The sequence below is a fragment of the Methanosarcina mazei S-6 genome, assembly GCF_000970205.1.
GTDB classification, from domain to species: Archaea; Halobacteriota; Methanosarcinia; order Methanosarcinales; family Methanosarcinaceae; genus Methanosarcina; species Methanosarcina mazei.
In genome coordinates this window covers 352,222-364,276 of record NZ_CP009512.1, presented here as the reverse complement: position 1 = coordinate 364,276, position 12,055 = coordinate 352,222, and the positions used below count along the sequence as shown (strand labels likewise).

Genomic DNA, 12,055 nt, shown 5'->3' with positions numbered 1-12,055 from the left:
CGGAGGAAGCTGAATATCTTAAATTCAAGTTCTGACCAAGCTGGCTCGAAGTATCACGGATTAGCACATTAAAAAACGAAGGATAAGGTATTTCCCTTACTCTCCGCTTTTCTATGCCCTTAACCCGCATAAATGACGGCTTTTTTTCAAAGGACCTTTATTGTCACAGTATCTCCACTTCTGAGTCCGAACTGCAGAGCCGCATTACCTTTGTTAATTGCAATTTCCAGAAAGCCATGACTGCCAATAAGAATAAGCGCATCTCCCTGCCCTACAAAACCATAGGTCTGAACAAAAAAGACTTTTCTGCCGTTAACTTCCACCTGTGAGCCGAAAGTACGGAACTTCAGGACCGCATCCTCAGGGATATTTGTAATCACATTCCCGAAATTATCAGTATAAACGACTTCCCCTACAAGAAATTGCCCATCAACCCCATAATTTTCGAAATCCAGGTTTACAAAATCCGAAACTCTATTCCCAACAGTCTCGATTGGCATACCTTTAGAGAGTCTGGCCCCTACAGGTGCAAAAATGTCCCTGCCGTGAAAAGTTGCAGAAATTTCCGAATTAAGCATTATTTCCCTGTTTGTGATCTCATAAACTTCCATATCTCCAAGGCGGCGGGCTGCAGGGATCATAAGCCCGTTATCAGGACCAACAAAAAACTGTTCTTCACCTTCCGGACCTGCTTTCAGGGCAAGGGCACGGCGGGAAGTCCCCACTCCGGGGTCGACAACTCCCACGTGCACGCTTTTAGCCGGGAAATAAGGGACAAGCGAGTACAGTGCAAAGGCGCCCTCTCTGATACTTGCCTGCCGGATAGAATGGGTTACATCAACGATCTGCGCTTCGGGGTTAATTCCAAGAATGACGGCTTTCATGGCTGCGGGGTAGAGGCCTCCAAAATCGGTGGTAAGGGAAATTATAGACATACATATTATTCGGCTTTTTTGCTATTTCAGGCTATGTTGAATTGAAAAATAATAATAAGATGTGAGGAGATACAGTCAAACATTGAAAAATATAGAAGGAAAATAGAAGAAGTGTGGAGAAAATGAAGTATACAAAAATAATACTCATACTGATTTTCATCAGTCTTTCTATTCTCGCATCCGGGTGCGGGGAAAAAATGAACAACGAAAAAACAGGAGAGTCTTTAAAGGAACCTTACACAGAATTTTATATCCTGGGGCCTGAAGGAAAAGCCGACAACTATCCAGTAGATTACGTTCTTGGAGGGAATGGAACCGTAATAGTTGGAATTGTAAACCATGAGCAGAAACCTGTCAATTATACAATGGAGGTTAAGCTTGAAAACACGCCTCTGCCTTTACCTCCTGATAAGCAGTATATAAGTCTCAGGGACAACGCAACATGGGAAAAAGCAGTTACCATAACCCCACCATTTGAAGGAACGAATATGATGCTTGGATTTTCGCTCTACAAGGAAGGCGAGAAAAACATAGTTGAAGGAGATCTCTGCACGCCTTATAGAGGCGTCTACCTGGGGATAAATGTATATCAGAATATCTCGGAGAATAATTCGATAACAGCGATATAAGCAATCTACTTGAAGGAAATTTAACATTGGACCCTAACATCTCGAAAAAACGAAATAATTAAAATCGCTAAATTCGCAGAAAAAAAAAGAATTTAGTTTGTTTCAGCGAGACCTGAGAGCACAGGGTCCGGTTGCGCATTTTCCGCAGGCAAGCTGGTTAAGCTCCGGAAAAGCCTTTGCGTTTTCCTGAAGCAGCCTGAAACACTTCTCTGTGTCTACCCCTTTTATGTTAATGGCACCAGCCGGACACCTGTCCACACAGACAAGACATTTTTCTCCTTTTTTGTAACGGCAGAATTCTTCAGCCGGACGTTGAGTAGGAGGGATCTCTGCAGAAATCAGTATTGTCCCGAAACGGCCAGCACATCCGGCTTTCGTGATCAGCATTTGGTGGACACCGAAAGTGCCCAGCCCGGCAGCGTAAGCTGCACTTTTATGGGACCATGTAACAGCAAAACCCTTATTTTTGTAATCAAAAACAATTGAAGGCACAACTGCTTCTATGCCGTTTTTTGCCAGCTCAACAATCAGTCTCTCACTGATTTCTCCTATCAGACGGTCTGTTTCTCCTTTAGCCTGAATCCATTCCTTTACAGGTCCCTGAGATTTCCAGTTCAGCTTTACAAGTTCTTTTTCAAACGGCAGGAAAAACGAGACAACCGTTTTTGCTTCGGGAAAGATCTCTTTTGGGTGCAGGTGATGAGAGCCAATGATTTTCTTCATTTCCTCAAAAATTGGATCTCTGGCTGAAGCGTAGCCTACGAGAGGTTCACGATATCGAATCTCAGTACCAGGGTTTACGGCGGCTTCTTTGATAAAATTCTCGATCTTGTCTTTGAGCTCCATACTGGGATCTCCTTTTATTTATTTTTGCAAAGTTACAAATAGGTGAAAAATCATAATAAATTAAAGGGTTTTTAACGATGATAGGGGTTAGCGAAGTAATAGTTATCCTTGGAGCTATTTTTGGGATAATATTCTATATTATAATACCATTGTTGTTTTTGATAATGGTATATAAATTGGAAAAAATTTACAGCATTCAAAGAGAGCAATTAGAAAAAATTGACAGTATTCAAAGAGAACTGGATAGGTGTTGCAGAGAACTTAAATAAAATTTATGTAATTCTCTTATTTCAAATTGTTTTCTTCAAGTTTTAGTAGAAACTCTTTTATATCCAGCCCGCTCGCGTAGCCCGTAAGTTTTCCATTCGCCCCGATAACCCTGTGGCAGGGCACAATTATTGCAATCGGATTCCTGTTGTTTGCAAGCCCGACAGCCCTGTAAGCCTTCGGGTTCTGAATTCTTTTTGCGATCTCCCCGTAAGTTCGGGTCTCTCCACAAGGGATTTCACATAAAGCTTTCCAGACGGATTTCTGGAATTCAGTTCCTTGCGGAGCCAGCTTTACATCAAAAGTCTTGAGTTTTCCCGAAAAATAAGCTTCAAGCTGGTTAGAGACTTCCCTGAAAAAATCTTTATTTTCTACCCAGTCATTGGGGATTTTAGCTTTTCTTTCGTCTTTCAAGAAAATAAGATGTTTCAGCCCTTTTTCATCTCCTGCGAGAAGAATTGGGTAGATAGGGGATTTGATTATGTGATAATACATTTCTATTTTCTCCTCTCGATTACAGATAATTCTATGATTAATAGTAGAACAAATTCTATGGCTAATGGTAGAAATGTTTATTCACTAACCTGCCCCTTACGAGGCACTAAAGAAATTTTTGCTCAGGGATTTCGACGTAGGACAGATACGACAAAAAAGAGCAACACTGGATATTATTCATTACAACACTCGGACTTATTTTTTGAAGGGAAAGCCCTCGAAAGGAAATTTGAGGTTATGTGCAGGAAATCGGACATGTACAGAACTCTTACAAAAATTCCAAATAGATTCATGAAAACAAACATGGACATTCCTGATTCCGAGCTACACAAGCTGCAGGATTCTTATCGAATTTATATTGTCGAAGGTCCACAGCAGTTTTCTGGAACCTTTCTAAAGAAGCATAATTTCTATATTATTTTTAAGTTGCTTTCTCTTAGATATAGATCTCATTCTGTTCCCATATTTAATAATATATTATCTGACTATATTATTTATTTTTATACTATTTAACAGATATTCATATCCGAAAACAGATTTTAACGTTATTCCATATATCTTTTATGGCCGGGTCATCAAACAATTCTGAAAAAAGCTCCAAAATTCTTACCACAAAATGAAAATCTTCAGGATAAAGGGTTCCAAAAGTTCAGGAGACAGTAAGCTATAAATAGTCAACATCCAGACGTTTACTTATGTCCCTCCCGGAAGGTGAAACACAGTTTGAACATCGAAGAAACTCTGATTGGGATGGCCAGGGCAAACAGGGTAAAAACCAGAGATTTCGGGAAATACTATTCCCTGAAAACCTGACAGACACTGAACAGGTATCCTGACGCAGAAGGGCAGATTGACTCAAGTTTCATGCCTCAAGTTTCATCACAGGTCTTGGTCTCTGAATGAGAGAGGCAGGATTCAACCTTGGAGAGAAGAATTCGGAAAACCCCTGGAAATAAAGTGGTGAGAAAATGAAAACCCGGAAAACACTTACAACACTTACATTGCTGATCCTGCTGTTTCCGGCCCTTTTTGTATCGGGCTGTACCGAGGAACTCAGCGCGGAAAAAATTGCAGAACAGATACAGGAAAAAGAAGACAGCATCCAGGATTATTCGTATACGATGCAGATGACTTCATACTTTGGAGAAGAGACACAGGAAAGCGAGACCCGAGTCCTGCAAAAGAAACCGAACAAATCAAAAGCAATTGCAATAGAACCTGAAGAAGAAGCAGGCACCATCGCAATTTCGGATGGAGAATTTATGTGGACATATGACCCGAAAACAAATACGGTCATAAAAATGGAAATGCCGAATACTCCGGTACTGGGGGAGATAGATTACGTAGGGATTATTAGCGAGTTACTGAACGAAACGGAGGTCTCCCTACTTGGTATGGAGGAAATCGAAGGAAGGCCCGCATACCTGCTTAAGACTAGCCCGAAAGAGGAAGGAGAAGGAATACAGCTTGTAGATGAGATGAAACTCTGGGTGGACAAAGAAACCTGGATGCCTCTAAGGTATGAAATGTATAACAGCGATGGAGACCTGGTGATAGAGCTCGAGATCCTCGACCTGAAAATTAATACAGGGATCCCGGACTCCGAGTTTGTATTCGAGGTGCCGGAAGGGGCAACCTTAAAGACCGTGGACCTCGACTCGTTCGAACCTTGAAGAAGCTAGAGAAGCTGCAGGATTTGAAATTCTGGTTCCGGAATACCTCCCCGAAAGGTATGCCTTCAACTATTCGATGGTCTCCAACAACAGCTGGATAGCCCCCGAAGGGGAGGCATTCGAGACGGTTTCCCTAACATACGAAAACGAGGAGGGAGATACCATTTACCTTTCAGAAACTGTATATGAAGGCCAGACCCCGGACGCTGCAATCATGGACTCTGCAGAAGACGTTGACATTCAAGAGAAAGAAGGGAAGTACTTTGCCTTAGGGGACATGAAGATCCTGAGGTGAGAGATAGGGGAAATTCACCTGAGCCTTACCTCTTCCCTGGAGCAAGATGAAATGCTGAGAATTGCGGAGTCCATACGGGAGGATACCTAAAAAACCCGTTTAATAGCAGTTAAAGCTGGAAAAAGGTGAGGAATATGGTAACAAAGAAAGTGCTATTCTTGCTGGTCCTCGTAATTCTGGCCCTTTTCACATCGGGCTGCACGGAAAGAGAGCTGAGCGCTGAAGAGATTGTATCCCGGATGATGGAAAAACAGGGCAGCATTCAGGATTATTCGTACACGATGCATATGACCTCCTATATAGGGAAACAGGTTGTAGAAAATGAGTTTAACTCCATATACAAAAAACCGCACATGATGAAAAATTTCATAAAAGAGCCGGGAAAGGAAGAAGAGACACTTGTGCTCTCTGATGGAGAATTCAGGTGGACTTATATCCCTGGGACAAACACAGTTATGAAAACAAAAATTCCCGATACCCCGGAGTTAAACGAAAATGACTATCTTTTACTCGTAAAAATCGCCCTTAACGATACGAACCTATCTATGCTCGGGACAGAGGAAGTTGAAGGAAGGAAAAAAGCTTACCTGCTAGAAGCGACTCCGAAAAAGACAGGAGAACAGGTCCCTGAATACAGCATGAAAGTCTGGATAGACAAAGAAACCTGGATGTTCCTCGGATACGAAATGTACGATAGCAGTGAGAGCAATAAGACGCTGATTTCAAAAGTAGAAATCCGGGACCTGAAAGTAAACACCGGAATTCCGGATTCTGAGTTTGTATTCAAAATCCCGGAAGGAGCAACCGTACAGACCATTGAAACAATAGAGACCGTGGAACACGGAGAATTGAATCCTTCTGGAGAATTAAGCCTTAAAGAAGCTGAGGAACGTGTCGGGTTTGAAATCCTGATCCCGGAGTACCTGCCAGAAAGTTATGAATTCAGCCATGCTATAGTCTACAAAACAGATAAAACATCTCCAGAAGGTAAGGCTTACGAAACGGTCTCCCTGACTTACAAATATGGAGAAAACAGCATAATTATTACAGAAACCGTATATGAAGGAAGCCAAACCCAGGATGCTGCAATCATGGATCCTGCCTAAGAAGTTTTAATCAGTGGAACCGAAGGAAAATATGTTTCAACAAGGGATTTGAACCTGTTGAACTGGAAGCTTGAAAACGTTAACCTGACCATGACCTCTTCCCTGGAAAAAAACAAGCTTTTGAAAATTGCTGAATCAATGGTGGTAAAGAAATAAATTCGGCATAATTCCAGAATAGTGAATTCATCGGAACACGGAAAAAATAGGGAAAAACAGAATAAAAATCGAAAATATGAGGATAAAAGAAAAGGTGAAAAAGTAAAGCTCTAAAGCCTTACTTTATTTTTTTAAGTTTATTTTGCAAGGTTGTAGTTCTGGTTAACGATCTTGAGGGCGCAGAAGTTTCCGCACATTGTGCATGCATCTGAGTCTTCAGGTGCCCTGCTGTTCCTGACTGCTCTGGCGTGTTCGGGGTCCAGGGCGAGAGAGTACATCTTTTCCCAGTCCAGGTCTCTCCTGGCACGGCCCATGTCAAGGTCCCACTGTCTTGCTCTTTCAGGATACTTTACCATGTCCCCTATGTGAGCTGCGATCTTGGAGGTCTTGACACCTGTGATAACATCTTCGATGTTGGGGAGGGCAAGGTGCTCTGCAGGGGTCACGTAGCAGAGGAAGTCACAGCCATAGGAAGCTGAAAGGGATGCGCCGATTGCGGTTACGATGTGGTCGTAGCCGGGGGCGATGTCGGTTGCGAGGGGTCCGAGCATGTAGAAGGGCTTGTGACCGCTCATTTCCTTCATGATCTTGACATTGGTCTCGATCTGGTCGAGTGGGATGTGACCTGGACCTTCGATGATGACCTGCAGGCCTGCATCGTGGGCTCTCTGGCCGAGTTCTGTGTTGATGATCAGTTCCTGAATCTGGGCGCGGTCTGTTGCGTCGTGGGTTGCTCCTGCGCGCATCCCGTTCCCGGTTGAGAGAACTACTTCATGTTCCTTGAGGATCTCAACAAGGTAGTCGAACTGAGAGTAAAGCGGGTTTTCCTTTTCGTTGTGCATCATCCAAGCGCTCATGAAGGCACCGCCGCGGGAGCAGAGACCGCCATACCTTCCGTGTGCTTTAAGCCTGTCAAGGGTGATGTTGTTTACACCTGTGTGGATTGCCATGAAGTTGGTCCCGAGCTTTGCCTGGTCTTCAGTTGCCTTGAAGAGCTCGTCTTCAGTCATGTGCACAATTGAACCGTACTTCCTTGCGGCTTCGATGAAAGCCTGGTAGAGAGGAACAGACCCGACAGAAAGGGAGATGCTGTCAATTACTTTTTTCCTGATCCCGAGGAAGTCTCCACCGGTACCCAGTTCCATGAGTGTGTCGGCACCTGCCTTCTCGGCAGCGATTGCCTTCTTGACTTCCATTTCGTCGTCAACGATGTCAGAAGATACACCGATAGAAGCGTTGATTTTGGTCCTCAGACCTTCTCCGAGTCCACAGAGCTTTACCTGCCTGTAAGGAGAGGTGGGGATAACGATTCTTCCGGCTGCAATACCGCGGCGGATGAATTCAGGGTCAAGTCCTTCATCCTTTGCGACGATCTTCATCTCTTCGGTGATAATTCCTTTTTTTGCATCTTCCACAATTGTCATCTTTATTACCTCAACTTTCATTTGTAAATGAGATTATCGTCAGAGTTCATATGTAAGTAAAGGGATTGTGAGTTAGAACATAAAAGGAAAGTAATTATATATAACACTATTTAAAAAACAAACTTTAATCTTAAACAACTTTACTTTACTTGAGCCTCTTTTGATATCGAAAAATATAAAGTTCAGCATTAAAATAAGGTTTTTATAAAGAATTCCGAAAGTATGGCTGAGTTTTAGACAAGTAAACTTGATTTAAACCAAGAATTATCCTGAGAATTATTCTGAAAAATAAAGATAAATAGCATGACAAAAAAGTTAAAAATTGACCCGGACAGGAATAAAAAAAGCATATGATAAAATCTGAGAAGTATATGAAAGGAATCTGGGGGTGACCAGAAGACCAGAAGGTCCCGATCATTTTCTCTGCTTATTTCTTTCCTGGATCAGGTTGACCGTTTGCCTGTGAAGAGTTACTATAAGGTCGCTGAGCATCCCGAAAATAAACATCTGAAGTCCGAATATAATAAACAGGGCCGTGAGAACTGAAAGGAGAACATGAGTGATATCCTTGAACCACTCAACTACCACATAGGTTCCTGTAAACAGACCTGCAATAATAAAGGCAAAACCAATGATCCCAAAATAAAACATAGGGTTATGAACTTTTGCAAGCCTGTAAATAGTAGAACCGATTCTTATTCCGTCTTTTACGGGGTTTAGCTTGGTTGCACCTTTTTTACTTCTGGGGAGATAAGTAATCGAAATCTCTTCGACTCTCTGCTTTTTCAGGACACATTCTACTGATATTTCGGTCTCAATCTCAAATCCTGTTTTATTAAGCTCAAGCTCCCTTATACTCTCAAGCGTGAACGCACGGTAACCTGAGAGGATATCCCTTAACTGCACCCCATAAACGGTGTCAAAGAGCGTATTTATCAGGCGGTTGCCAACCAGGTTCAGTTTTGTAAAAGAGCCCCGAGAATATTTTTCCAGCCGGTTGCCTATAACATGGTCGGCTGTTCCTTCCAGAACAGGCCTTAGAAGAAAAGGAGCTTCTTTTGCAAGATATGTCCCGTCCCCGTCAACCATTATTACATAGGGGCATTCGATGAGTCCAAAAGCCTGGATCATTGCCTGCCCCTTTCCCCTTCCGGTCTGCAGGACAACTCTTGCGCCTTCAGCTTCTGCAATCTGTGCTGTTCCGTCCCTGCTGTTTCCATCTATTACCAGAATATTGGAAAAGCCTTCTTTCTTAAAGTCTTTAATGAGCTCCCCTATAGTTGCAGCTTCGTTAAGTGTAGGAATGAGGATGCAAACATCTGCATTATTCACGTTTCACACATATCCTTTGCCGGAGCCTCTACGAATACCGCAGAATCCGTTTTTATTTTAGTATTCCCCATGTACTTTATGAGGCAGATTAAAATGGATATAATAGATAAAAAGTTTGAGGATTTTATAAAAGACCCATACTGTCGAGCTGCTGGCGGACTACTTCCACGCTCCTCTCGCAATCTTCAGGGCTCTTACCGCCTGCAACTACCAGTTTTCCGGAGCTGAAGATAAGCACAACTACTTTGGGCTCATCAATTCTGTATACAAGACCAGGAAACTGCTCAGGCTCGTATTCAATGTTTTCAAGTCCAAGCCCTATTGCAATTGCATTAAGGTTCAAAATAGTATGCAGGTCTGCGGAAGCAACAATATTCTGGACAGTAATCTGAGGGTCCTCTATGGTCTTAATCCCTATACTGTTCAGCTTTTTCGCCAAATTGCCTACAACTGTGTGTACATCGGCAACATTTTTCGTCCCTGTACAGACAACCTTGCCGGAAGTAAAGACCAGAAATGCAGCTTTAGGATCTGAAACCCTGTAAACGAGCCCGGGGAACTTCTGCTTGTTGTACTCTGCTCCTTCGAACTCTGATTCGATAACAGTTAAGTCGAATTCTTCAGCGAGTTTGGTGGATGCAACCACATTTTCGATCTTGATACTAGATTCGCTCATTTGTCCACCCTTAGCATATAAAGCCAGTAAGTTACCTAATTTCCAGAAAAATGGTATATAATTAATAGATTGAGGGTTCTTATAAAAGCCCCATATTGTCGAGCTGCTGACGGACTACTTCAACGCCGCTCTCGCAATCTTCAGGCGTCTTGCCGCCTGTAACTACCAGTTTTCCGGAGCTGAAGATAAGCACAACTACTTTGGGCTCATCAATTCTGTATACAAGACCAGGAAACTGCTCGGGTTCGTATTCAATATTCTCAAGCCCAAGCCCGATTGCAATTGCATTGAGGTTAAGAATGGTGTGCAGATCTGCTGAAGCGACTATATTCTGAACAGTAATCTGCGGGTTTTCCATTGTTTTGATCCCGATGCTGTTCAGCTTTTTTGCCATGTTGCCAATAACTGTGTGCACGTCAGCAACGTTTTTTGCTCCTGTGCAGACAACCTTTCCGGAAGTAAATACCAGAAAAGCGGCTTTAGGGTCAGAGACTCTGTAGACGAGTCCAGGGAACTTCTGTTTGTTATACTCAGCCCCTTCGAACTGGGATTCTATCACAGTTAAATCAAACTCTTCAGCGAGTTTGGTGGATGCAACCACGTTTTCGATTTTGATGCTAGATTCGCTCATTAGTCAACCCTCAGTATATAAAGCAAAAGTAATATCCTCTAACCAGTATATAAAGCTATAGTTAAATGCCCTGCATACTATATAAATACCATATATAAAGAATATAAATACGACAGAAAAGCTTAAATTAGAGGCGCCAGTAAAATCAAACTGCGGGCGGCCACCCCACCCTAAAGGATGGGGTATGCTTCGGGCCGCCCGCCCGGTTACTCGGGGACAGATAATTAAGCATCCTCTAACAAGGTTTCATGAACATAAGTGATTGAAATTTGCCTCGGTTTCCGGTCCGATTTACGATTATTATACAAGGAAGCTATGATTTAGAGATTTAAAGAGAAAAACGAAGAGGCGAGGGTTCACTTCATCCCCTACCTAAAGGAAGGGGTATTCGTGACCCTCTGCGCTCCCGTTGTAATAAAAAAAATTAAAGAAGAAAACGGCCTCCGACCTGGTTTTATAAGAGATCAGTCCTCAAAATTTTTTAAACCTTCAATGATAGAGTCATATTTTTTATATACCCTCTCAAGAAGATCTCCCTCTACACTGCGGTGGGTGGGGACCAGAATTTTAGCCCCTTTTCCGATACTTACTCCCTCGCCCGAAGTCCCGTAATCAGGAGCTATAAGGATGCCTTCCGTAGAAATCCTTATATTTAGATCATTGACGATTTTTGAGACCATATCAGTTGCAGGTTTTACTTTCTTCTCAATGAGCATGGCTGAAGCTACATATTTTTCTCTTGTCCCCCTGATTTTCCGAAGAGTGTTTTCCACAGCTTCAGGGTCTACTTCATCGGAAAGTTCTTCAGAGATTAAGGAAACTGCCTCAATAAGGTCTCCAAAGGTTGTCGAACGGACCTCAAGGATCTCACCATCGCAGTGTTGTTTTACCGTATCGAGGTAACCGGCAGTAACTATAAGAACATCAGCTTCAAGCAGGCGAGAAATTTCCTCTTTGGAAGGGCAGTAAGCATTCACAACAAAATAATCTTTAATCCCGCACATCTTCATAAGGGACTCGTACATAGGAGTCACTGCAATGGTCTTTTTCCCGACCCAGAGGTTGATCTCACTCTGACCGCCCTGAGCCCTCAATAACTCGATAATTTTCTCTTTTATAGCTTTGGGATCGTTCTTTTTGAGCCCGAAATAATCTGCAAACAGAGGGGTGGTGGAAAGCTGCCTGCTCCTTCCACAGGGAACAGACTCGACAAAACCTCTTTCAATCAGGTCTTTTATGTGGTCATAAGCTCCACTGCCTCTCATTTCAATGAGGTCGGACTGGAGAAGGGGCTGATGATAAGCAATCATGGACAGAGTCCGGAGTTTGGGAGCTGAGAGTTCTTTTGGGGCAACCTCACGCATGAGTTCGGAATACTCAGGCTTCACCTGCATGACATAGCGGTCTCCAAGATCAAGGATTTCAAGACCCGACCTCCGGGAAGAATAAGCACCCATCAGCTCCTGAACTGCCGAAGAGACATTTTTTTTCGGCTTCCCGGTAATTTTCATAAGTTTTTCAAGGCTTACTGCCCTGCCTGCAGCAAAAAGAGCCGCTTCGATAATTTCAAGCTCACTCATAAATTTCACG

General features: G+C 42.9%; 15 protein-coding genes. 7 read left to right on the top strand and 8 right to left on the bottom strand.

The features are described 5' to 3' along the window. Positions 1–146 precede the first annotated feature (146 nt). Entirely contained in the window at positions 147–935 is a 789-nt protein-coding gene (locus tag MSMAS_RS01500; RefSeq protein ID WP_011032966.1) for an SAM hydrolase/SAM-dependent halogenase family protein, read from the bottom strand. A gap of 122 nt (positions 936–1,057) precedes the next feature. On the opposite strand from MSMAS_RS01500, the gene MSMAS_RS01495 reads away from it, so the two are divergent. Continuing rightward, positions 1,058–1,564: a DUF1616 domain-containing protein gene (locus tag MSMAS_RS01495; protein ID WP_011032967.1), complete on the top strand. Its 507-nt coding sequence runs from the start codon at positions 1,058–1,060 to the stop codon at positions 1,562–1,564. A 102-nt stretch (positions 1,565–1,666) separates the two neighbouring features. Here MSMAS_RS01495 and MSMAS_RS01490 read toward each other — a convergent pair whose 3' ends face one another. After that, complete coding sequence (locus MSMAS_RS01490; RefSeq protein WP_011032968.1) at positions 1,667–2,410, bottom strand: epoxyqueuosine reductase; 744 nt, start codon at positions 2,408–2,410, stop codon at positions 1,667–1,669. 77 nt (positions 2,411–2,487) lie between these two features. On the opposite strand from MSMAS_RS01490, the gene MSMAS_RS01485 reads away from it, so the two are divergent. Beyond that, positions 2,488–2,679 (top strand): hypothetical protein, encoded by a 192-nt coding sequence (locus tag MSMAS_RS01485; protein WP_048045861.1) that lies wholly within the window; start codon positions 2,488–2,490, stop codon positions 2,677–2,679. A 16-nt stretch (positions 2,680–2,695) separates the two neighbouring features. Here the strand turns inward: MSMAS_RS01485 and MSMAS_RS01480 are convergent, their stop codons facing one another. After that, entirely contained in the window at positions 2,696–3,172 is a 477-nt protein-coding gene (locus MSMAS_RS01480; protein WP_011032969.1) for a methylated-DNA--[protein]-cysteine S-methyltransferase, read from the bottom strand. A gap of 695 nt (positions 3,173–3,867) precedes the next feature. Between MSMAS_RS01480 and MSMAS_RS19135 the strand changes: the two genes are divergently transcribed. The 5 genes from MSMAS_RS19135 (at position 3,868) to MSMAS_RS19350 (ending at position 6,402) form a co-directional block, all read left to right on the top strand. After that, positions 3,868–4,008 (top strand): hypothetical protein, encoded by a 141-nt coding sequence (locus MSMAS_RS19135; protein WP_015411510.1) that lies wholly within the window; start codon positions 3,868–3,870, stop codon positions 4,006–4,008. Positions 4,009–4,140: 132 nt separating this feature from the next. Beyond that, complete coding sequence (locus MSMAS_RS19360; protein ID WP_230633326.1) at positions 4,141–4,845, top strand: LolA family protein; 705 nt, start codon at positions 4,141–4,143, stop codon at positions 4,843–4,845. 76 nt (positions 4,846–4,921) lie between these two features. Beyond that, entirely contained in the window at positions 4,922–5,140 is a 219-nt protein-coding gene (locus tag MSMAS_RS19355; RefSeq protein WP_011032972.1) for a hypothetical protein, read from the top strand. A 134-nt stretch (positions 5,141–5,274) separates the two neighbouring features. Continuing rightward, positions 5,275–6,246, top strand: coding sequence for a LolA family protein (locus tag MSMAS_RS01465; protein WP_230633325.1), 972 nt, complete (start codon positions 5,275–5,277; stop codon positions 6,244–6,246). A 9-nt stretch (positions 6,247–6,255) separates the two neighbouring features. Then, positions 6,256–6,402 (top strand): DUF4367 domain-containing protein, encoded by a 147-nt coding sequence (locus MSMAS_RS19350; RefSeq protein ID WP_268988866.1) that lies wholly within the window; start codon positions 6,256–6,258, stop codon positions 6,400–6,402. Between the two features lie 137 nt (positions 6,403–6,539). On the opposite strand, the gene thiC is transcribed toward MSMAS_RS19350, so the two are convergent. From thiC to scpB, 5 genes are all read right to left on the bottom strand, one after another. Continuing rightward, positions 6,540–7,826: a phosphomethylpyrimidine synthase ThiC gene (gene thiC / locus MSMAS_RS01460; RefSeq protein ID WP_011032974.1), complete on the bottom strand. Its 1,287-nt coding sequence runs from the start codon at positions 7,824–7,826 to the stop codon at positions 6,540–6,542. 414 nt (positions 7,827–8,240) lie between these two features. After that, positions 8,241–9,158 carry an S-layer glycoprotein N-glycosyltransferase AglJ gene (aglJ, locus tag MSMAS_RS01455; RefSeq protein WP_048046293.1) on the bottom strand — a complete coding sequence of 306 codons (918 nt, stop codon included), beginning with the start codon at positions 9,156–9,158 and terminating at the stop codon, positions 8,241–8,243. Positions 9,159–9,282: 124 nt separating this feature from the next. Then, positions 9,283–9,834 (bottom strand): TATA-box-binding protein, encoded by a 552-nt coding sequence (locus tag MSMAS_RS01450; protein WP_048046292.1) that lies wholly within the window; start codon positions 9,832–9,834, stop codon positions 9,283–9,285. Between the two features lie 79 nt (positions 9,835–9,913). After that, positions 9,914–10,465 carry a TATA-box-binding protein gene (locus MSMAS_RS01445; RefSeq protein WP_011032977.1) on the bottom strand — a complete coding sequence of 184 codons (552 nt, stop codon included), beginning with the start codon at positions 10,463–10,465 and terminating at the stop codon, positions 9,914–9,916. Positions 10,466–10,929: 464 nt separating this feature from the next. After that, positions 10,930–12,045: an SMC-Scp complex subunit ScpB gene (gene scpB / locus MSMAS_RS01440; protein WP_048046291.1), complete on the bottom strand. Its 1,116-nt coding sequence runs from the start codon at positions 12,043–12,045 to the stop codon at positions 10,930–10,932. Between the last annotated feature and the right edge of the window lie 10 nt (positions 12,046–12,055).

Coding starts and splice junctions, on each gene's coding strand:
- MSMAS_RS01500 (WP_011032966.1), bottom strand. CDS start 935: ATGTCTATAATTTCCCTTACCACCGATTTTGGAGGCCTCTACCCCGCA.
- MSMAS_RS01495 (WP_011032967.1), top strand. CDS start 1,058: ATGAAGTATACAAAAATAATACTCATACTGATTTTCATCAGTCTTTCT.
- MSMAS_RS01490 (WP_011032968.1), bottom strand. CDS start 2,410: ATGGAGCTCAAAGACAAGATCGAGAATTTTATCAAAGAAGCCGCCGTA.
- MSMAS_RS01485 (WP_048045861.1), top strand. CDS start 2,488: ATGATAGGGGTTAGCGAAGTAATAGTTATCCTTGGAGCTATTTTTGGG.
- MSMAS_RS01480 (WP_011032969.1), bottom strand. CDS start 3,172: ATGTATTATCACATAATCAAATCCCCTATCTACCCAATTCTTCTCGCA.
- MSMAS_RS19135 (WP_015411510.1), top strand. CDS start 3,868: ATGTCCCTCCCGGAAGGTGAAACACAGTTTGAACATCGAAGAAACTCT.
- MSMAS_RS19360 (WP_230633326.1), top strand. CDS start 4,141: ATGAAAACCCGGAAAACACTTACAACACTTACATTGCTGATCCTGCTG.
- MSMAS_RS19355 (WP_011032972.1), top strand. CDS start 4,922: ATGGTCTCCAACAACAGCTGGATAGCCCCCGAAGGGGAGGCATTCGAG.
- MSMAS_RS01465 (WP_230633325.1), top strand. CDS start 5,275: ATGGTAACAAAGAAAGTGCTATTCTTGCTGGTCCTCGTAATTCTGGCC.
- thiC (WP_011032974.1), bottom strand. CDS start 7,826: ATGACAATTGTGGAAGATGCAAAAAAAGGAATTATCACCGAAGAGATG.
- MSMAS_RS01450 (WP_048046292.1), bottom strand. CDS start 9,834: ATGAGCGAATCTAGTATCAAGATCGAAAATGTGGTTGCATCCACCAAA.
- MSMAS_RS01445 (WP_011032977.1), bottom strand. CDS start 10,465: ATGAGCGAATCTAGCATCAAAATCGAAAACGTGGTTGCATCCACCAAA.
- scpB (WP_048046291.1), bottom strand. CDS start 12,045: ATGAGTGAGCTTGAAATTATCGAAGCGGCTCTTTTTGCTGCAGGCAGG.